Source organism: Alteromonas sp. AWJ4_197 (assembly GCF_056160285.1).
Genome location: NZ_JBSWWW010000002.1, coordinates 526073 through 548145, shown reverse-complemented (window position 1 = coordinate 548145; position 22073 = coordinate 526073). Strand labels below are relative to the sequence as shown.

Sequence of the window (22073 nt, the reverse complement as noted above, 5' to 3'; positions counted from 1 at the left end):
TCCATCTTACCGTCACAAGGAGTGATAATAATATGGGGTAAATTACGTAGTCACGGATCGTACAATGCCCATAGCTGTTTAGCGCTAACCCCGTTATTCTAAATATCACTTAATCAGATAGCCTGTTTCAAGCAGGTAGCAGCTCTTAGGGGAAGGTGTTACGCCATGCCAGCTTCGCACAACATTTCATCAAATCGACGTTCGTACAATAAGTTTGTTGCGAATGAGATGATGGAAGATTTTGCTCTGCGTTTTACTGCGCGGCGGGCGCGAAAATGGCCCTATGCCAGGATTGCCGGTACGGCGCTGGGCATTGTGTCATTTATGGTGCTGGAAGCCATTGGTGGTGCGATCACTCTGAACTATGGTTTTGTGAATGCGGCCTGGGCGATTGCGGCACTGGTGGCTGTGATATTTATTAGCGGCCTGCCAATCAGTTATTACGCGGCCCGATATGGTGTTGATATCGACCTGCTCAGCCGGGGGGCTGGTTTTGGTTATGTCGGCTCTACCATTGCGTCGCTGATTTATGCGTCTTTTACGTTTATCTTCTTTGCCCTTGAAGCGGCCATTATGAGCATGGCGCTGGAATTATTACTCGGCATTCCGTTGTATATTGGTTACGCCATCAGTGCCTTAATTGTGTTGCCACTGGTAACCCATGGCATTGCCTATATCAGCCGTTTCCAGGTCTGGAGTCAGCCGGTGTGGCTGGTATTGCAACTTATTCCGCTGTTTTATGTGTTTACTCATCCTCAGTCCAGTTTGCAGGAATGGTTGCAGTTTAAAGGGGTGGCCGGCAGTGCAGCAGGCGGTTTCAATATTTTATTATTTGGTGGCGCTTCTGCTGTATTAATGTCGCTAGTGGCACAAATTGGTGAGCAGGCGGATATTCTGCGCTTTTTACCGCCAAAAGCAGAGCATGGCAGCCCTGCGAAATGGTGGACCGCCTTACTCATGGCCGGACCGGGCTGGATTGTATTTGGTGCCGGTAAACTCTTTTTAGGCTCTTATCTGGCATTTTTGTTGTTAAAGCAAGGGGTGCTTCCGGCGGTTGCAAGCGACCCTGCGCACATGTACCAGGATGCATTTGCCTATGTGTTCAGTAATTCCACGCTGGGTATTGTTGTCGCGACTATTTTTGTGGTGCTTTCACAGCTAAAAATTAATGTCGCCAATGCCTATGCCGGCTCGCTTGCCTGGTCTAATTTTTTCTGCCGGATCACGCACAATCACCCTGGCCGGGTAGTGTGGATGGTGTTTAATGTACTCATCGCACTGTTGCTCATGGAGCTCGGCATTTATCAGACGATTGAGAATATATTAAAAGGATACTCGGTGCTGGTGCTGTCGTGGCTGGGGGCAGTGAGCGCTGATTTGCTGATCAATAAACCACTGGGTATCAGCCCGCCGATGATCGAATTTAAACGCTCAAAGCTGTTCGATGTGAACCCGGTGGGAGTTTTGTCGATGTTGCTGGCATCAGTGGTGGGGTTTGTTGCTTATGCCGGTGTGTTGGGAACCGTATTGGCGGCACTGGCGTCGTATCTGGCTTTTGCCATCCCCTTTGTTAGCGTCCCTCTGATTGGCTGGGCCACACGAGGCCGTTACTATCTGGTTAGCAATGGCGTTCAGGTATTACCTCAACAGGCCCATCAATGTTGTATATGCGAAAACACCTTTGACTACGAAGACATGAGTCATTGTCCGGTGTATGCCCGGCCCATTTGCTCATTGTGTTGCAGTCTGGATGTGCATTGCGGAGATAAATGCCGCGACAAATCCACCCTGTCTGCACAAATGACTCAGTTTCTGAACCGTTATGCCACACACAACGCTGCGGTGCTATTAAGCCGTCCACTGGCGCAAACTATTTTATTAACTTTGGTGCTGAGTAGCATTTCGGTGGTTCTGCTGGCGCTGATTTACTGGCAAATCAGCGCCGGTTCGCCGGATTTAAAGGAAGTGGTGTCCACCACCTTAGTTAAGGTCTTCTTCTTTTTGTTGATCATTATTGGGGTTGTGAGCTGGTTACTAACCCTGGCAAAACAAAGTAACCGCCAGGCGTTGGGAGAACTGCGCCAGCAAAGTGATGCGCTGTACAACGAGGTGAATGCACACGAAAAAACCACCGAGGCGTACTTACAGGCAAAGGACCAGGCTGAATCGGCCAACAATGCGAAAAGCCGCTACCTCGCCGGGCTTAGTCATGAACTCAGAACCCCTTTAAATGTGCTGCTTGGTTATGCCCAGTTGCTTACCAATGACTCACAATTGCCAACGCATATTAAAGGCCCGTTACTGACGATGAAACGCAACGGTGAGCATCTTAACGATCTCATTGAGGGTATTCTGGAAGTTTCTAAAATTGAAGCCGGCCGGTTATCGGTTAATCGCGAGGAAATTGCGTTGCACGAATTGCTCGAACAATTATTACATATGTTTCAGCAGCAGGCGCAAGCAAAAGGGTTAACGTTTAATTATGAGGTGCCCCGCTTTTTACCCAACAGGGTATCCGGTGACAAGCAGCGGTTACGTCAGATTCTGATTAACCTTATTTCCAATGCCATTAAATTTACCCGGCAGGGTGGGGTTTCGCTGCGAGTTAACTATCGCAATGAAGTCGCGCATTTTGTGATATCCGACACCGGACCCGGTATCTCGCCGGCTGATCAGGAGAAAGTGTTCCAGCCTTTTGAACGGGTGGATTCTAACAGCTCGGCCATTAGCGGAACCGGACTCGGGCTGACGATTTCCCGGGCGTTGGCAGAACTGATGGGCGGCGAAATTACATTGCAAAGTGAACCCGACAACGGGAGTCAGTTTCATCTGCGATTGTTACTGCCACGCCTGAGCGAGAAAGACACCGCAGTGAGCCTCGAACATAAGCAAATAGTGGGTTACGAAGGAACACGCCGAACCATTCTGGTGGTAGATGACGAATTTAGTCAGCGCCAGTTAATGAATGACATCCTGTCACCGCTGGACTTTACTGTACTCACCGCAAGCTCGGCCGAAGACGGTATGCGTTTATTAACCAAATATCAGATTGATTTGTTATTGCTGGATCTCAATATGCCCGGTGCTAACGGCTGGCAGGCGGCCAGAGATATTCGTCAGGCCGGGTATCAGCAACCGATTATTATCGTATCTGCCAATGTGCGGGAGCTCGACAAAGTCGCCAGCGCCAGGCGTAACCATAATGACTACCTGGTGAAGCCGTTTATGATCAATCAATTACTCAGTAAAGTGGGAGAATGGTTGAGTTTACGGTGGCAGTACAAGGCGAGTGAGGCGAAGGCTTCTGTACATGAGCCGCCAGCGGCTAAACCAGCCGCTGGCGTGACCCAATTTAAGGCCCTTAAATCGCTGGCAGAAATTGGTTATCTGTCGGGGTTTGTTAGTAAGTTAAACGACATTAATAATAACTATAAACTCTCTGCGGATATTGCCAGGGAACTACAACAACTGGCAACGCAGTGTCAGTTTCAAAAAGCCATCGAAAAAATTGACGTACTTATTGCCTCCGGACACCCCCCCTGAGAAATAGCGCCAGCCCGATAGCGTTATGAGCTAACGCTGGCAGAGCAGGCCTACTATTCGCAATCCTCTTTATTTTACTAGCTGATTCAACGTTAAGTTAAGCAGCGGGATGCATGCTGCTTAAAAATGTTTAATCATAATGGAGACAGACATTATGGAAACTATAAAACACCATCATGGCAATATTGATGCAGCGGGGTCATCGAATCAACCCGCCGCGGCCTCAGAAACACTGGAAGATTACACCCTGCGCTTTGCACCGCGCCATTACCGTCGCTGGACGCCAGCGGTGGTTGCCACCTCGGCACTGGGCGGTATCGCTTACCTGGCAGACTTTGCCATTGGTGCCAACATCGGTATTGCCTATGGTACCAGTAACGCAGTGCTGGGCATTTTGTTTGCGGCGATAATTATTTTTTGTACCGGCTTTCCATTGGCCTATTATGCCGCCCGGTATAATCTTGATTTAGATTTGGTAACCCGTGGCAGTGGCTTTGGCTACTATGGTTCGGTAATCACCAATATTATCTTTGCCAGTTTTACATTTATCTTTTTTGCCCTGGAAGGCTCCATTATGGCTCAGGGCCTCGAGATTGGGTTGGGAGTGCCACTCTGGCTCGGCTATGCTATCTCTACGCTGATGGTGATCCCGTTGGTAATATACGGCATGAAAGCGCTCGCCACTCTGCAGGTATGGACAACCCCTCTATGGCTGATCCTTATGGTACTGCCGATGATTTATCTGGTTGCCACACAGCCCGAAAGTATCGATGCCTTTTTAAATTATGGCGGAGAAAGTGGCAGCGAAGGCGTAGCCTTAAGCAGTGTTATGCTGGCTGCGGGTGTGTGTCTGTCACTGATTGTACAAATTGCTGAACAAATTGATTATCTGCGCTTTATGCCACCCCGGACCGAAGAAAATAAAAAAGTCTGGTGGGCGTCGGTGATCTGTGCGGGTCCCGGCTGGGTGGTATTAGGTGCTCTTAAGCAAATTACCGGACTCTTTATTGCGGTATATCTGATTGCTACCTTGCTACCAGAAGACATTAAGCTGGCAAGTGAGCCGGTACACCAGTTTCTTGGCGTTTATGAGCAAATGATGCCGGGCTGGCTGGCCATGACCCTGGCGGTGATTCTGGTAGTGATTTCGCAAATTAAAATCAACGTGACCAACGCTTATAGTGGCTCACTGGCCTGGACTAACTCATTCACGCGGGTGACCAAGCATTACCCTGGCCGTATGGTGTTTGTATTGTTCAATTTATCCATAGCGTTGCTGCTGATGGAAATGAACATGTTTGATTTCCTCAACAATATTCTGGGCTTTTACGCTAATTGCGGTATTGCCTGGATTGTTACCGTTGCTACCGACATTGCCATTAACAAATACGTGCTGAAACTGTCGCCCAAAGTGCCGGAATTTCGCCGCGGCATGATCTACGCGTTTAACCCGGTAGGATTTGTGTCGTTAACATTATCTGCCGGGCTGTCGATTGCAACCTTCTTTGGAGCGTTGGGACCCTGGTTACAACCCTATTCACCACTGGTTGCCCTGGTAGTTGCTTTGGTTATGACGCCACTGATGGCAATTATTACCCAGGGCAAATATTATCAGCGCCGCAGTCACGACGGGATCAGCATTCCCATGTTTGATGAGCATGGTAACCCTACCGGTGCAGTGATGACCTGCGTGGAATGTAAAACCGACTATGAACGCCCTGATATGCTGTCGACACCAGCGGTGCCGAATGCCAGCATTTGCTCATTATGTGTTAGTACGGATTCCAGCGGAAAACATATCCTGCCCGCTTCGAAATAATCCATATGTAAGTCTGCGCGGCAGAAATGTCAGCCGTGCAGGCGGGGTAGTTCCATTTTTTGTTATCATTTACAAAAAAACCGACGCTAAGGTCGGTTTATTGTTTCTTCTTTAAGAAGAATGGTACCAGTGGGCGGACTCGAACCGCCACACCCGAAGGCGGGGGATTTTGAATCCCCTATGTCTACCAATTCCATCACACTGGCATTCGACATGGTGTCGATGAGGGATGCATTATAGCGATACGCGTTGCAGAGACAAGTACTTTTTCCTGAAAATCAGGGTTTGTGTGGCAGTCTGGCTAAAGAATGTGCAACCGTTGTCGAGGTACTTGATTCAGGTCGTGCATCTGTCGATTTCCTTACCCTAAGTGTTTGTCTCCCGGTGACTCCGGGTTATTCTGGCGTAGCTGTTTTAACCAAATTTAACCTGTAGTGCTGTGTCCTGGCTTTAGAATCAAAGCTGTGAGTTGCTTAACGAAGTGAAGAGCTTGTGGGAAAACAAAAAAAGAAAGCGCCGGTTGCTGAGCCGGCTGGTACATTGCCAGAAAGCACGGTACCCAACCGTGCCGGATTTTTTCGCCGTTTGCTGGCGATGGTATACGACACATTGGTAGCTGTTGCGGTAGGCATGTGTGCAGCCATGGTGATGATAGTCACGCTGGTTGTTCTACTGAAAAACGGTGTGCTGAGTTTACAAGGCTTTGCAGAGCCCGCTGATTTGATTCAGCAATCCTTGTTTTATAAAACACTCATCCAGGTATGGGTAGGGCTTTGGATCACGGGGTTCTTTCTGTGGTTCTGGAAGAAGGGCGGTCAGACTATTGGTATGCGGGCATGGCGCTTACGCATTTTCAGTACGGTTGATGAGCCGGTTACCTGGGGCAGGTTGATTTTACGCCTGATCACGTCACTGGGCGGACTGGGTACCTTGCTGGTGCTGTTGGATTTTAAAAACAAGCAGTCACTGCAGGACCGGGTCGCCAAAACTGAAGTGGTTCACTTGTCTAAAGAGGCCAACGACCACAAAAGCTGGTAGCGCTGTGGTCGTGGCGGCGGTCTGAATACTTTGTTATCAACGTCGCAGCAATAAGGTGGCCACGCCGGCAAACAGCAGGCTGGGGAGCAGGGCGGCGACAACGGGTGGTAATGAATACACAAGGCTTAACGGGCCGAACACTTCATTGGTAATGAAGAAACCAAAACCGGTAAGCACACCCATGATAACTCTGGCACCCATGGTGACGCTGCGCAGGGGACCAAAAATAAATGACAGGGCCATTAACAGCATGACTGCAATGGATACCGGCTGGAAAACTTTACGCCAGAATGCCAGCTCGTAACGGGTACTGTCCTGTCCGTTGCCCTTTCTGTACTGCACATAATCATACAGCCCCTGAATAGACAGTGCTTCGGGCTTAATTGCCACGATGCCTAACTTATCCGGCGTCAGTGTTGAGTTCCATTGCTGGCGGGCGTGGTCAGTAATATCAATGTGCTTGTCGGTAAAACGGGTAACCGACACATCATCGAGCCACCACACTTCACCATCGTAATTCCCTTCTTTGGCCCAGGTCAGGGTGTTCAGCGTCAGGTCGCTGTTGAAATCGAAAATGCTGATATCCCGCAACGACTCGCGGGTCACTACCTGGCCAATACTGACAAAATGCTCACCGTCTTTAGCCCATGTCAGGGCATCTGACGAGAACAGGCTGCCTCCGGAAATGGCTTCGGTACGAATTTCCTTAGCTTTGGATTCGCTGTACGGCGTTACCCATTCACCGACCGCCATGACAAACAGGATCATGACCAGCGCTGATTTCATGGCTGAATTAATAATGTTCCAGCGGCTCAGGCCGGAGGCCTGCATAACCACCAGTTCGCTGTTACTGGCCAGTAATCCCATGCCGATGAGACCGCCAAGGAGGGTCGCCATGGGAAAGAACTGTTCGAGATCACGGGGCAGGCTGAGCAATACATACAGCCCGGCAACCACGATATCGTAATTGCCTTCACCCAGTTTTCTTAACTGCTCAACAAACTTAATGAGGGCAGACAAACCAATCAGCACTGACAAGGTTACGGTAATGGTGCCAAGCAGGGTGCGGGCAATATACAGGTCGAGAATACGAAACATCTATTTTCTCCCCAGTAAACGTGCGCGCAGTTCAGTACCGGTCCGCCGGTCCCTGACGATCAGTGTTATACCGATTATCAGCATAATGCCGTGCACCCACCACAGACCGAGCTGGATAGGGATTTTGCCGTCTTCGAGTACCCGGCGGCTGGCCAGCAGCAACAGGAAATAACCGAGATACAGCAGGATCGCCGGAAACATTTTGCCAAACCGGCCCTGACGGGGATCCACAGAACTTAACGGCACGGCAATCAACACCAGAAAAGGAATGGAAAGGGGAATTGCGATACGCCATTGCAACTCTGCCCGCGCTTCAATCGAGTCGTCGCTCAGCAGTTCCATGGTCGGCAACACACTCACTTTACGGCGGGGTTCGTCCTGCTTTTCATCGGCAATCTGGATCTGATATTCATCGAAGGCAACCTTCCGGTATTTCTTCTCTGTTTGCGTACCTTCGTACTGCACGCCTTCCCGCAATACCAGGTTACGGGTACCGTCCGGGTTATTCTGAATTTGTCCGTTTTTCGCCTGTACCACCCGCACGCGGTCGGTATTACCGTCCTGCTGGGTTTGCGACAGGAAAACCCGCTTTAGGGTATCGTCCTGACTGTCGATGTCGTGCACGAAAATAACCGCTTTCTCGTTACCGGTTTGCTGAAACCGGCCTGGCATAATGGCAGAAAAGCCCGCTTCACTTCTGGCTTTCTCGCGAAGCTGGTACTCACTTTCTGCGGCACTGGGGGCGAGATAAAGAGTAATCACACCACAAATAATCATGATGAACACAGACAGCAACAGCATCACTCTGGTGATGTACCATTCGCTTATGCCGCAGGCCCGCATAACGGTCATTTCAGAGTCGACGTAAAGCCGGCCGTGAGCGAGCATAATGCCAAGATAAGCACTGATGGGCAGAACGAGAGAAGAGAGTATGGGCGCGTACAGGCCAAGGAAGCCCAGCACAAGCCCGGCGGGAATATCGCCGTCTGATGCGTCGCCGAGTACACGCACGAAACGCAAAGTGACAAAAATGGCCATCAGGATAAAAAAGATGGCCATCTGTGACTTAAGCGTTTCCTTTATCAGATAACGGAATATCAGCATTCCGGCACCTCTGGAAAATTTGGATTTATAGTGAAAAAGCGCACGATGTTGAGTAAACTAACTGTTTTTACAAGTTTTGCCTGTATATCAATAACCCGATTGCATGAAAACGACGCAAATTTTTCCGTTTTCGTTACACAAGTCACAGACTATTGTAGCAGTACGGCAAACACGACAGAAAGCGTCAAACACAGTCTTATCGCTTATATGGCTGCGTATTAAAACATAAAGCAGCGCAAAACGTTATGCGAAATTATCGTCATGCAAATCACAAGATAAAAAGAGCGAGGTGTTATCGTGGAATTTAGTGTAAAAAGTGGCAGTCCGGAGAAACAACGCAGCGCCTGTATCGTGGTTGGTGTCTTCGAGCCTCGTCGCTTAACTGCGGTGGCTGAACAGCTGGATGAAATCAGTGAAGGTTACATCAGTAATCTGCTACGTCGCGGCGACCTGGAAGGGAAAGCCGGTCAGATGTTACTTCTGCATCATGTACCCAATGTATTGAGCGAGCGGGTGTTACTGGTCGGTTGCGGTAAAGAGCGTGAACTGGACGAGCGTCAGTATAAGCAAATCATCGCAAAAACCATTAAAACCCTGAACGAAACCGGCTCAATGGAAGCGGTGTGTTTCCTCACCGAACTGCACGTGAAAGGCCGTGATACCTACTGGAAAGTGCGCCAGGCGGTAGAAGCGACGCAGGATTCCCTGTACACCTTCCTGCAACTGAAAACCAAAAAGGGCGAGCCCCGTCGTCCGTTACGTAAAATTGTTCTGAACGTACCTACACGTCGTGAACTTACCGTGGGCGAGCGTGCTATTGAGCATGGACTGGCGATTTCAAAAGGTGCCAGCCTGACCAAAGACGTGGCGAACATGCCGCCAAACATCTGCAATCCTGCCTACCTGTGGGAGCAGGCACAGTCGCTGGCTGAAAACTACGACAGCATCAGTGCAGAAGTGGTGAATGAAGCCATGATGGCTGAGCTGGGCATGAATTCTTACCTGGCTGTAGGTCGCGGTTCTGAAAATGAATCCATGATGAGTATCATTACTCACAAAGGCGGTCCGGATGATCAGGCGCCTATCGTGCTGGTGGGTAAAGGCCTTACCTTCGACTCAGGCGGTATTTCCATCAAGCCCGGTGAAGGCATGGATGAGATGAAGTACGACATGGGCGGTGCAGCCGGTGTGCTGGGGACCATGCAAACCGTGGCCGAACTGAATCTGCCGGTTAATGTTATCGGCGTGCTGGCTGGCTGTGAAAACATGCCGGACGGCAAATCTTATCGCCCGGGTGATATCCTCACCACCATGTCCGGCCAGACTGTTGAAGTGTTAAACACCGATGCAGAAGGCCGCCTGGTATTATGTGATGCATTAACTTACGTTGAGCGTTTTGAGCCTGAACTGGTCATCGACGTGGCAACATTGACCGGCGCGGTGATTGTTGCACTGGGTAACCATGCAACCGGATTGATGAGTACACATAATCCGCTGGCCCATGAACTGATGAACGCCGGCGATCAGAGTTCTGACCGTGCATGGCGCTTACCTGTGTGGGATGAGTATCAGGATCAGCTGGAAAGCCCGTTTGCCGACTTCACCAACTTAGGTGGCCGTGCGGCCGGTTCAATTACTGCTGCGTGTTTCCTGTCCCGATTCACCAAGAAATACAACTGGGCGCACATGGACATCGCCGGTACAGCGTGGCGAAGCGGCAAGAACAAAGGTGCCACTGGCCGTCCGGTACCGATGTTGTCGCAGTTCCTGATGAACCGCTCAGGCATTAAACAAGAGGACTGAGCGCAATGCCTCAGGTAACCTTCTGGCAACTCAGTGATGGTAAGGACGCGGGTGAATCCCGCGCCTGCGATCTGATTGCCACTGCATACTCCCAGCGACAAAAGTGTGTTGTATTGTGTGCAGACAAATCTTCCGCTGAAGCAGTGGATGAGCTGCTCTGGCAATTGCCGGCTGGCCGCTTTGTGCCGCATAATTTGTGCGGGGAAGGGCCGGGCGCCGGTACGCCGGTGGAAATCTGCTGGCAGGAAAATCAACTTTCCCGTCGCAATCTCATCGTCAATTTAAGCGGGGAAATGTTAAGCTCCCCGCATTCTTATCAAACGATTTATGACTTCGTGCCGGTGGCGGATGACGCCAAACAGGCGGCACGGGTTCGCTATAAACAATATCAGCAGGCAGGCTGCCAGTTGCAGTTTAAATCTGCTGACAGTTGAGAGTAAGTAATGGATAAAACCTTCGAACCGCAATCCATTGAGCAGCAATGCTATGAAAAATGGGAAGCAGCAGGCTATTTCAAGCCATCCGGACACGGTGACCCGTATTGTATTTTACTGCCGCCACCAAACGTAACAGGCAGTTTGCACATGGGCCACGGCTTCCAACAAACTATCATGGACGCGTTAACCCGCTATCACCGTATGAAGGGCGACAACACCTTATGGCAGGTGGGTACAGACCACGCGGGTATCGCTACCCAGATGGTGGTAGAGCGCCGTCTGAATGCTGAAGGCAAGACCCGTCACGATTTAGGCCGTGAAGCCTTCATCGACAAGATTTGGGAATGGAAGGAAGAGTCCGGTGGCACTATCACAAAACAGATGCGCCGCCTCGGCACGTCTACCGACTGGGACCGTGAAGTGTTCACCATGGACGACAATCTGTCCAAAGCGGTAACAGAAGTCTTTGTTCGTTTGCATGAAGAAGGTTTGATTTACCGCGGTAAGCGTCTGGTTAACTGGGATCCGGTACTGCACACAGCGGTATCAGACTTAGAAGTGCTGAACGAAGAAGAAGCCGGCCACATGTGGCACATGCGCTATCCGCTGGCTGACGGTTCCGGTGAACTGGTCGTGGCGACTACCCGTCCTGAAACCATGCTGGGCGATACGGCTGTTGCTGTTCATCCTGATGACGAGCGTTATCAGTCCATGATTGGCAAGGAAATTCGTCTGCCAATTACCGGCCGTCTTATTCCTATCATCGCCGATGATTATGTGGATCCAGAATTCGGCACCGGCTGTGTGAAAATCACCCCGGCTCACGATTTCAACGACTATGACATGGGTAAGCGTCACAGCCTGCCGATGATTAACCTGTTCACCGACGACGCAAAGATTAACGATGAGGCCCCTGAAGCTTATCGCGGTCTTGACCGTTTTGACGCCCGTAAGCAAATCGTTGCTGACCTGGACGCAGAAGGTCTGCTGGTTAAGGTGGTCGATCATAAACTGAAAGTACCCCGTGGCGACCGTACCGGTGCGGTTATCGAACCGTATCTGACTGATCAGTGGTACGTTGCTGTTGAATCGCTGGCCAAGCCTGCGGTTGAAGCGGTGGAAAGCGGTGAAATCCGCTTTATCCCTGAGAACTGGAACAAAACATACTACCAGTGGATGAACAATATTCAGGATTGGTGTATTTCTCGTCAGCTGTGGTGGGGACACCGTATTCCGGCTTGGTACGACAACGAAGGTAACGTATTCGTTGGCCGTGACGAAGCAGAAGTGCGCAGTCGCTACAAGCTCGAAGACGCCGTTGAACTGAAACAGGACAATGATGTACTGGATACCTGGTTCTCCTCTGCACTGTGGCCGTTCGCGACCATGGGCTGGCCGGAAGAAACGCCAGAGCTGGATACCTTTGTACCATCGTCAGTGCTGGTCACCGGTTTCGATATCATTTTCTTCTGGGTGGCCAGAATGATCATGATGACGAAGAAATTCACCGGCAAGATCCCGTTCAAAGATATCTACATTACCGGTCTTATCCGTGACGAGAACGGCGACAAGATGTCGAAGTCGAAGGGGAACGTACTTGACCCTATCGATTTGATTGACGGTATCGATCTGGAATCTCTGGTGACCAAGCGCACATCAGGCATGATGCAGCCGCAACTGGCGAAGAAGATTGAGAAGAATACCCGTAAGCAGTTTGCTGACGGTATTAACGCTTACGGTACCGATGCGCTGCGTTTCACGTTTGCAGCCATGGCGTCAACCAGCCGCGATATCAATTTCGATATGAGCCGCGTTGAAGGTTACCGTAACTTCTGCAATAAGATCTGGAACGCGTCACGCTTTGTGCTGATGAATACCGAAACAGAAGATACGGGCCGTGACGGTGGTGAACTGGTGCTGAGTCTGGCGGATCAGTGGATTTGGGCGCAGTTCCAGAAAACACTGAAAGAGTTTGAATCTGCCCTGGCTGATTACCGTTTCGATATTGCCGCTCAAACCGTGTATGAGTTCACCTGGAACCAGTTCTGTGACTGGTATCTGGAACTGACTAAGCCGGTACTGAACAGCGATGCGTCTACTGATGCAGAAAAGCGCGGTACACGTCATACGTTGATTAACGTACTTGAGCAGTTACTGCGTCTGCTACACCCGTTAATGCCGTTTATCACTGACACCATCTGGCAACGTGTTGCGCCGTTAAGCGATGCAGGCGTGAAAGAAGGTGAAACCAGCATCATGATCCAGTCTTTCCCTGAAGTGAAAGCGGAACGTGAGAACGACAAGGTGCTGGCTGATATCGAATGGCTGAAGCGTTTCATCATCGGTATCCGTAATATCCGTGGTGAAATGGATATATCTCCTAACAAGCCGCTGAATGCTATTCTGCGCAATGTGAGTGAGCAGGATCAAGCCCGTCTTGATTTGGCTGCGCCGTTCATCGATAAGCTGGCGAAGCTGGAATCTGTGACCACGTTAAATGCGGGTGAACAGGCGCCGGCCAGTGCGACTGCGCTGGTGGGTGAGATGGAAATTCTTATCCCGATGGCTGGTCTGATTGATAAGGACGCTGAGCTTGCCCGTATTGCCAAGGCAATGGGTAAGGCTGAGCAGGATGTGGCCCGTGCTCAGGGTAAGCTGGCAAACGAGAAGTTTGTAAACAGTGCTCCGGAAGCGGTAATTGCCAAAGAACGTAGCAAGCTGGAAGAAGCTGAAACGGCGCTGGCAAAACTGAAAGAACAGCACGCCACAATCAGCGCGTTATAAGCGCATTTGCAAAGTAATGAAAAAGGAGCGGAAACGCTCCTTTTTTGATCCCGCTAAAATACTGGTTGCTACTTATGCTGACTATTATTTCGCGCAGATTGCCCGCCGGACTCGGCCTGTAAAAAACGTTTCAGCATAGAGGCCAGCGCTGCGCGTTTTAGCGGCTTGGTGAGATAATCCGTCATTCCGTGACGCATCGCCTGCTGGGCATCTTCTTTCATGGCGTTGGCCGACAAGCCAATGATGGGTAGTTCACTTAAGCCTTTCTGGCGAATTTTGCGGGTGGCTTCATAACCGTCCATTACCGGCATCTGAACATCCATAAGCACCAGGTCGTATACCGGCGCATTATTGATTTTAGTTACCGCCTGCAAACCGTCTTCGGCAATATCGAAGGTGAGGCCAAGTGAAGACAACATTTCTCCGGTGACCACCTGGTTAATATTGTTGTCTTCTACCAGCAGAATGTGACCTTCCAGCATGGTGGATTCATCCGGCACCTCAGTTGACTGTTTAAAATCTTCTATGTCGGCAAGGCGGAACACAAACCGGCGGTACTGTGCCGGTGTAAACGGATGAAGCAGAACCGGACCTTTCCATTGACTAAGAATTTTCTCCTGCAATTGCCCGGTCTGGGTTTCCATGACAATGCCCACAGGAATGCTTTGCCGCTCTATCAGCGATAACTGCGGTAGCAGGGATTTGAATTCTGCGTAGGTAGCAATTTCAACCAGCACGGCAGGCGGCACGCCCACGTCATTTTCCACCATGGCAAGGGGCTGACGGGCAGAGCGCAGGTTTAATAATTCAATATAGGCTGCCGGCAGCAACGGCTTGTCGGAATAATAACAGCTGCCCAGTGGCAACTGGGGCAAATCAGCAAGAATACCTTTCTGACCGGACTGAATTTTCATGGGTAAAGTGATCACGAAAGTAGAACCGTGATTGGGCATTGATGTGACTTTCAGTTTACCGGCCATCAGTTCGGTAAGCTGTTTTACAATCGTCAGCCCCAGTCCGGAGCCGCCGAATTTTCGGTTTGTCGAACCGTCAGCCTGCGTAAATGGTTGGAAGATGCGGTCAACCTGCGACTGAGTCATGCCAATACCGGTATCTTCGACTTCTATGCGCAGAACCACTTTATCACCCTGCTGGTTCACCATGCCCTTAATGGTGACATTAATCGCTCCCTGCTGGGTGAACTTAACGGCGTTGGTACAGATGTTCATGAGAATTTGAGATAACCGCAAAGGGTCGCCCACTATGCGGGGTGGCAGTTTCGGGTCGACCTCCAGATGAACGCTGAGATTCTTCTCCTGTGCCCGCAAACTCACCACCGCAAGCAGATTATCCAGAATGGAGTGCAGAGAGAAGCTGACGTTTTCCAGTTCCAGCTTACCGGCTTCAATTTTAGAGAAATCAAGAATGTCGTTTATCACACTGACTAGGATTTGGCTGGAGTAAGATGCTTTGTCCAGATAATCCTTCAGCATGGATGACATGGGTTGCTGATGAGCCAGTTCCAGCAGGCCGATGATGCCGTTGAGCGGCGTGCGGATCTCATGGCTCATGTTAGCCAGGAAAATACTCTTCGAGGCGGTGGCCTGTTCTGCTTTCTTCTTGGATTCGGCGAGTTCTTTGTTTAATGCTTCCTGCTGGACGTTCAGTTCCTGGGCATTTTTCAGCAGAGAGCGGGTCTGCTCATTTTTGTCTTTAAATACGCTGGCTGCTTTGGCCAGTTTGCCGATTTCGTCTTTACGGTCGAGATCGGGCAATACATCTACCTGCTTACCGTCTGCCAGCTGATTAAACACAGAAGTAATGGAGCGGATAGGGCTGAGGACCCGGCGCACAGTAAAAATAGCGAAGGCGAAGGCGAGAATGATAGCGATAACAGAGTATATTTCACCGTTGAGCCGGGCCCCGATAGCGGCATTCTGCGCATTGCGGTTAATCAGATTGGTGCGGGCATTTACCCGGTCGGCAAGCTCGCGGCTGAGATACAGAAACTCGTTGGCCGAGCCGGCCATGACCACATTAACCAGAAACATATTGCTTTGGGTTATCTGGGTCAGCCGTAAAAAGCGTTCTTCCAGTCGTTGAATATGTTCACGGATCGCTACTTCGTTAGCGGATGATTCACTTTCCAGCAGGGAATAAACTGGTGCCAGTGACGCATTAAACTCGGAGATATTTTGCTGTGCCGGTGATACCAGATAACGCAATGCGGCATTCTCGGCTTCTGTTACATGCATTTTTAGCAGGTCAATTTTTGCCGCCGGCATCTCACGTTTTTCCGCGACTTCCTGCAACAAGCTCTCGATTTGTCTGACGACGACCAGTGAACCTGAATCGATGAGCTGGTCCCGGCGGTGCCGGTCATCCACCACCGCGTGAAAGTTCTCTTTGTAAGACACCAGATGAGTACGCATGCGCTCCAGAATGTCATCTTCTGTGTATTCATAGGTTGAAGAGATGGAAGAGGTCTCAAGGGCTTCCAGCTTGTCAGTGATGGAAATCATCAGGCGCTCAAAACGGGTTACCGCAGACGGGCTGGCGGTTTCACGGAAAATCAGCACATTGCGCTGAAGATCCACCACATCTCTTTCCAGTTCACCTACGATGCCCACATCGATCACCGCCTGGCGGGTATTATTCATGCCTTCGGTTAAAACCTGCTCGTTGGCACGGCCGAGAAAACCCTGCACAAGGATCAGTCCGATCATGATGATCAGAACAGTGAGCAGTTGAATACGGATAGAATGAAACATAAAGAATGCGTACCACTAAGAAGTAATGAATTCATACCATTTCTGCAGACTATATTCATAAGTCGGCATAACGGTATTCCAAACGGCGACATGGCCGAAACGATCTTCGTAACTGCCGCCGGAGCGTTGCTGTCCGCGATTTACAGACACTTTTCCATCCGGCCCTCTGAGCGGTTCTGAAGCTGGTAAACCTCTGTACCAGTAGTTCCATTCAGCTTCACTTAAATAAGGCTTTGAACGTTGCGGGTTTGAAATGTAATACCCCTGACGGGCAATGAAAGCACCGGGCCAGCCGGACAACCACCAGTTCATGTATTCATAGGCAGCATCTTTCACCCGGCCCTGCGTGGCAGCAGAAAGACACATCACGCCGTGCCAGCCACGGTAACCTTCACGGGGAGCCGCAAAGCGAACAGGAATATCCTGACCATTCAAATCAGACACAGCAGGGGAGAACATACTTTCAATGGTGACCCGCTTCGTACGCATGTATTGCACCGATTCCGGTACGGAGGTCCAGAAGCCATTGAAATGCTGCAGCTGTTTAAGCTCAATCAGTAACAGGAACAGGCTGTCTAATTCTGCCCGCGTCATGGCGCCGATGTCTTCAAATTCCATGAAGCCTTTCGCTTTTGCCGCCAGGGCTAAATCAAATAACCCGATAGTCGGGTCATTCACGATACCCACTTTTCCGCTGAGTCTGGAATCCAGCAGCCAGCCCCAACTCTCATCTGCACTGTTCATATCGGCCGGTAACGCGTTTTCCAGATAGCCAAAGGAATCAACATTGTGCACGTACGGGAGGAAGCTGATTTCATCCGTGTGCTTTTCTCCCAGCGAGCCGTCGGCCTGAACGTTTATTATTTTGTGGGGGGCATCACCGGCACCGATTTTCGCTTCGGGAGAGACCTTGCCGGTCTTTGTCAGATCGTTAATTTCGTCCCAGTTACCAATACGGCGTTTATCGATGGGTTGAATGGCATTGGCCCGCCAGAGCACATTGATGCTGTTTGACCATTGCTCATATAAATCAAAGCCCTGCGGATTCATGGTGGCTTTCTGAAGTACCGTTGCACTGCCGCCGGGAGCGAACTGCAGCCGGATCCCTAAGTCTTCCATAGCCTGCTGTCTCAAGGCTTCCTGCAAGGTTACATGGGTGCCAAGCACTCTTACCAGAGGTTTCTCTTTGCCAATGGCAAAGGGGACCATGCCGGCGGTCAGCCAGCCTGCCAGAGAGCCTTTCAGCACTCGTCTTCTTGTCAGCAGTTTTTTTTGTTTGTCCATTCCGGTGGCGCTTTGTCCTGAGTCATACTTTATTGTGGCACTGAATGGACAGGTATGCCAAAAAAAGCGTTAAAACAAAGGCTGTTCTCTTTGAACAGCCCCGGAAGTAGAATGCTATCTGCGTGGGCGGCGTGATACTGTTCTCCATATCCCCATGCCCAGAAGGCCGGCAAGGAAAGGCCAGTGCAGGGCTCCGCCGTGTTCTCTTACTTCCACCACGGTTTCCTGTTCAACAATGACCCGGTCGTAATCCTGACTTTCAAGGGGCACATAAGACAAGTCTGCATCGCTGGTATGATCGGCAACAGCCAACAGTTCGTTTGTCTGCGCGTCGTACAGCTCAATCATGATGTCATAGTCGAATGGACGGTAGCCGGTGATAAGGTCAGTTTCTATTACAAATTCATCGCTGGTACTTTCCCCGTAAATATAAAACACAGATGACTCGTGTACCGGGTAAAAACTGTCAGGATCGCCCAGGTAAAGGACTGCATAAACCGGTACTTCTGCATAAACAGTATCAGCATCAAAGCTTACAGACACCGTCGTGGCATAACCGTCATAATCGGCGTCGTTGAAGCGCTCAGTCCATGCATCGTAAATCCAGAAGTTGGTATTCACAACGGCATTCACAGCTGCCCGCTTTTTACTGCTTTTTGTGGCTTTGGTAACGCTGGCCAGTGTATCGTTTCTGATAAAGTCGCCGTCTTTCGGGGTGTACGCTTCACCGAACTGAAACTCTCTGGCTTCAGTGGTCCGTTCCGTTGTTTCTGCCTGTGCCGGCGCTTGCAGAGCGGTAATGCCCATCAGAACAATTAACGGTTTCATTGTTTGTTTCAGCATCATCATTCCTCTTGTCTTTGGCTGACTACGGGCTTAGTGTCGCCTGCGTAAACTGAACGGTTGCTGAAAGCAGTCTTAACCGCTGACAGTTTGGCCCTTTATCTGTGCATTACAACGGGTTAGCTGTAGACGGAATGTACCGGCCGGGATATAAACATGAGCAGACTCATTGATTACGGAATTATTCATGGTGCGGTTCGTAAAACTGATAGCGTTGCTGGTGTTGGGATTGTCTGCTTTCGCCCTGCACGGGGAAGCGTTGCCGGAGCAAAAACCAATGCAATTGTTACCTTTGTCTGATGATGTGTGGCTGCATCTGTCGTACAAGCAGGTAGACGGATTTGGGCTGGTGGAGTCCAACGGCGTGATTATTCTGTCTGAGCAGGGCAGCATTATTATCGATACGCCGTGGACAGAGCAGGACACCGCGGAGTTACTGAACTGGGCTGCAGCTCGAGGCATGCCGGTAACAATGTCGTTTTCCAGTCACTCCCATGAAGACCGTACCGCGGGCATTGGTTTGCTGAACAGCAAAGGCATAGATACACATGCGTCGAAAATGACTAATGCTATTCTGGAGAAGCAGGGTAAGCCGCTGGCAAAACAGGAAATTACCGGTCCAACCTATGCTCTGGCAGAAGGTGTTGAGGTGTTCTATCCAGGTCCGGGACATGCGCCGGATAACAGTGTGGTCTGGCTGGCCGGAGCAAACATTCTGGTTGGCGGATGTCTTATCCGCAGCGCAGAAACGGATAGTTTAGGTTATACCGGTGATGCCAGTCCGGAAGAGTGGGGGCCGTCAGTACAGAAGGTGTTAGCCAGATACCCTGAGGCGAAAATCGTGTTGCCGGGCCACGGACTGCCGGGAACCCGGGCGTTGCTGCACCATACTATCTCACTGACAGAAGGTGCTAACTGATCAGCGCGACATCGTTGCTGAACAAAAAAGCCGGTGATCTTCATGCAGTATACACCGGCTTTCGTTGATGAGTCAGACAACGTATCAGTCGTTGTAATCCTCATCGTCCTCTTCTGCTTCTTCGTCGCGGGGCATAAAGTAAGTGCCCCAGCCGTCGTAGTGCACATCGCACTTATCAGCAATCTTCAGCAGCGCATCTGTGTCTTTGTCCAGCGCATCCTGTTCCAGCTCACGCTCAACAATCGCGTCAAAACAGAAAATAGTACCGCCGTCGTCTAATACAAGCTCCTCAGCATCAGACACTTCGAAACCGGCTTTGAACGCATCTACGGCTGCTTTTTCCAGTTTATCGAAATCATTGGAAGCAAGGTGATGCTCAATGGTGTACACCGCATCCGCCTGACTGCCGTCTTCCAGCAGTGCTTCTATGGTTTCCTGGTTAAACGCGTACCATTCTTCCCGTTCATCAAACTGATTCATGTTATCTCTCAAAAACGTCAACTTGCCCTAGTGTAATTAACTGAACGGCAGGATGCTATCTCTTTGCAGATTCAATTTGTGCCACTTCTTCGTTAAGACGGGCGAATTTCTCTTCCATGGCTTTATGGAAATGTTCCGTCCAGCCTTTCGGAGAATGCTCACGGGTCAGCTCCACCGGCGCATCAATATCGATAAGCACAACACCATTGTTCCAGCGGTTCCACTTTACTTTTTCGTGTAAGTCGCTGGCAGTAACCATGACAACCGGTACTTTAACAGCCTGTGCCAGCCAGAATGCGCCGGATTTAAAGGGCAGTAAACCTCTGCCGTAGCTTCGTGTGCCTTCCGGAAATACCCATACGGATGTCCCTTTTTCGCGGATTTTCTTACCAGCTATTTTTAACGTATCCCGCGCTTTTCCGCTGTTCTTCCGGTCAATCATGATGTTGCCCGATAACCAGTAAATCTGTCCGAATACGGGGATCCACTTCAGGCTCTTCTTGCCGATAGTCACCACGCCGGGCAGGGCCGCCTTACAAATGGTGATGATGTCGTAACTGCTCTGGTGATTGGCGATTAACACGTACGGGGTGTCTTCCTTCACCGCATCACTTTTCCGGATAATGATTTTAAGCCCCATAATCCGGGACATCTGCGCATAAGCGTTGCCGGCGAAATGAACATTATTCTTGTGAAAAGGGCGAAGCACGCAAACCACTAAAACAACGATGTTTATCAGAATGAATGCGAAAAAGAGCGCGATTACGCGAAGAATTGCTAACACTACTGTTCCTGTTTTTTGTTTTGCCGCGAAGTATACGGGATTGAGAGCAGTTCAGTTATCCGATCAGTCTGAAAATTTAGCCAAAAGAACACTATTGCTGATTAGCGAAACTGCCGATCAGATGATATAACTTAAATACATGCTTAATGCGGTAACCAGATAAAATGCAGACGTTTACACCGGAAGAACTTGAAGAAGATATCCTCAGTGACCTGATGGAGGAAATCAACGAACTTTATGAATCCAGCGAACAAACCCTCATAGAGCTGGAATTGCGTCCGGAAGATAATGAACTGCAACGCAGCCTGTTCCGTTCTATCCACACCATCAAAGGTGACCTGGGGCTGGTTAATTTCAGTCCGATGATCCCCTTGCTTCAGCACGTTGAAGATTTGCTGGATTTTCTGCGTAAAGGGCAGATTAACTACACCAGTACCATGAGTGACCTGGTGTTGCTGACTATGGACAGGGTGAAAAGCTTTGTTCAGGATGTGATGAATGCCGGGTGTGCTGAATATGACGGAAATCTTCATGAACAACTGGTGCTGGCGATCACGCGGATCACGCCGGACAACCATGCTGATCACGACAAACTGCTGGCTGATGCGGTATTGCTGCTGAATCCGGATCTGGACATTGACACCGGTGAATTTGCCGGTACAGAGCAAACCGCTGAGGCGGAAGGCGAAAAGCCACCGGCAAAGCCTCCGCAGACGGTAGCGAATACCGGAATACTGAAAGGTCTGAGTGCCGACAAACGGGCCGATATGCTGTTTTTCCGTGACCTGATGCAAACCATTGAACACCGTTCTAATTATTGGGCCGGGCGTGGCGACCGGATTGCAAAGCTGGCGCTATACATCAATCATGAAGCAGGCAGTCCCATCGATGACGATCAGTTGTCTGTTGCCTGTTACGTGCACGATTTTGGTATGGCGTTCATGCCGTTGCACCTGCTTAACAAAACAGACCCGTACACTGACGCCGAGTTTAATCTCATGCGTTCTCACGTGTACAAAAGCTCCCGCTTACTGGAGCATCTCGATCAGTGGGATCACGCCCGTAAAATTGTGATGCAGCACCATGAAAGGGTAGATGGCAGTGGTTATCCGCTGGGCCTGAAAGAAGATGATATTTGTGACGGTGCCAAACTGCTGGCCATTCTCGATACCTACGATGCCATGACCCACTCACGGGCACATAATCAGGACTCGCGGATGTCTAAAAAACAGGCGGTCATTGAACTGAACCGGGCTGCCAAAGGGCAGTTCAGTATGAAATGGGTGCGGCACTTTAATCAGGCCATGACGAGCCTGCTGACGAAGAACCCGTAATATCCTTCCGGGCGTAGCCGCCTGAACAGTAA

15 protein-coding genes and 1 tRNA gene are annotated in these 22073 nt (G+C 50.2%); 8 read left to right on the top strand and 8 right to left on the bottom strand.

The features are described from left to right. Window positions 1-165 precede the first annotated feature (165 nt). A complete protein-coding gene (locus tag ACXAGC_RS05795; RefSeq protein ID WP_474843191.1) occupies window positions 166-3543 on the top strand; it encodes an ATP-binding protein in 3378 nt (1125 codons plus the stop codon). A 154-nt stretch (window positions 3544-3697) separates the two neighbouring features. Next, window positions 3698-5362: a purine-cytosine permease family protein gene (locus tag ACXAGC_RS05790; protein ID WP_474843189.1), complete on the top strand. Its 1665-nt coding sequence runs from the start codon at window positions 3698-3700 to the stop codon at window positions 5360-5362. A 121-nt stretch (window positions 5363-5483) separates the two neighbouring features. Here the strand turns inward: ACXAGC_RS05790 and ACXAGC_RS05785 are convergent. After that, a tRNA-Leu gene (locus ACXAGC_RS05785) sits at window positions 5484-5568 on the bottom strand. 388 nt (window positions 5569-5956) lie between these two features. On the opposite strand from ACXAGC_RS05785, the gene ACXAGC_RS05780 reads away from it, so the two are divergent. After that, window positions 5957-6400, top strand: coding sequence for an RDD family protein (locus ACXAGC_RS05780; protein ID WP_474843464.1), 444 nt, complete (start codon window positions 5957-5959; stop codon window positions 6398-6400). Window positions 6401-6436: 36 nt separating this feature from the next. Here the strand turns inward: ACXAGC_RS05780 and lptG are convergent, their stop codons facing one another. After that, on the bottom strand, window positions 6437-7498 hold the full coding sequence (gene lptG / locus ACXAGC_RS05775; protein ID WP_474843187.1) for an LPS export ABC transporter permease LptG: 1062 nt from the start codon (window positions 7496-7498) through the stop codon (window positions 6437-6439). Continuing rightward, complete coding sequence (lptF, locus tag ACXAGC_RS05770) at window positions 7499-8602, bottom strand: LPS export ABC transporter permease LptF (RefSeq protein ID WP_474843185.1); 1104 nt, start codon at window positions 8600-8602, stop codon at window positions 7499-7501. A 297-nt stretch (window positions 8603-8899) separates the two neighbouring features. Here lptF and pepA point away from each other — a divergent pair, with 297 nt between their 5' ends. From pepA to ACXAGC_RS05755, 3 genes are read left to right on the top strand one after another with little or no spacing between them, the layout of a single operon-like run. Then, entirely contained in the window at window positions 8900-10405 is a 1506-nt protein-coding gene (gene pepA, locus ACXAGC_RS05765) for a leucyl aminopeptidase (protein ID WP_119502320.1), read from the top strand. Between the two features lie 5 nt (window positions 10406-10410). After that, on the top strand, window positions 10411-10839 hold the full coding sequence (locus ACXAGC_RS05760; RefSeq protein ID WP_119502319.1) for a DNA polymerase III subunit chi: 429 nt from the start codon (window positions 10411-10413) through the stop codon (window positions 10837-10839). 9 nt (window positions 10840-10848) lie between these two features. Next, entirely contained in the window at window positions 10849-13626 is a 2778-nt protein-coding gene (locus ACXAGC_RS05755; protein ID WP_474843182.1) for a valine--tRNA ligase, read from the top strand. Between the two features lie 68 nt (window positions 13627-13694). Here the strand turns inward: ACXAGC_RS05755 and ACXAGC_RS05750 are convergent, their stop codons facing one another. From ACXAGC_RS05750 to ACXAGC_RS05740, 3 genes are all read right to left on the bottom strand, one after another. After that, window positions 13695-16397: an ATP-binding protein gene (locus ACXAGC_RS05750; RefSeq protein ID WP_474843180.1), complete on the bottom strand. Its 2703-nt coding sequence runs from the start codon at window positions 16395-16397 to the stop codon at window positions 13695-13697. A 15-nt stretch (window positions 16398-16412) separates the two neighbouring features. After that, window positions 16413-17681 (bottom strand): ABC transporter substrate-binding protein, encoded by a 1269-nt coding sequence (locus ACXAGC_RS05745; protein WP_474843177.1) that lies wholly within the window; start codon window positions 17679-17681, stop codon window positions 16413-16415. 114 nt (window positions 17682-17795) lie between these two features. Then, entirely contained in the window at window positions 17796-18509 is a 714-nt protein-coding gene (locus tag ACXAGC_RS05740; protein ID WP_474843175.1) for a choice-of-anchor H family protein, read from the bottom strand. Window positions 18510-18711: 202 nt separating this feature from the next. Between ACXAGC_RS05740 and bla the strand changes: the two genes are divergently transcribed. Next, window positions 18712-19443, top strand: coding sequence for a subclass B1 metallo-beta-lactamase (bla, locus tag ACXAGC_RS05735; RefSeq protein WP_474843173.1), 732 nt, complete (start codon window positions 18712-18714; stop codon window positions 19441-19443). An 84-nt stretch (window positions 19444-19527) separates the two neighbouring features. Here bla and rraB read toward each other — a convergent pair whose 3' ends face one another. Continuing rightward, the gene (gene rraB, locus ACXAGC_RS05730) at window positions 19528-19923 is read right to left on the bottom strand and encodes a ribonuclease E inhibitor RraB (protein WP_474843171.1); all 396 of its coding nucleotides are present in this window, start codon (window positions 19921-19923) and stop codon (window positions 19528-19530) included. A 55-nt stretch (window positions 19924-19978) separates the two neighbouring features. Then, window positions 19979-20707 (bottom strand): 1-acylglycerol-3-phosphate O-acyltransferase, encoded by a 729-nt coding sequence (locus ACXAGC_RS05725; protein ID WP_303572765.1) that lies wholly within the window; start codon window positions 20705-20707, stop codon window positions 19979-19981. Window positions 20708-20871: 164 nt separating this feature from the next. On the opposite strand from ACXAGC_RS05725, the gene ACXAGC_RS05720 reads away from it, so the two are divergent. Further along, on the top strand, window positions 20872-22041 hold the full coding sequence (locus ACXAGC_RS05720) for an HD-GYP domain-containing protein (protein WP_474843169.1): 1170 nt from the start codon (window positions 20872-20874) through the stop codon (window positions 22039-22041). Window positions 22042-22073 lie beyond the last annotated feature (32 nt).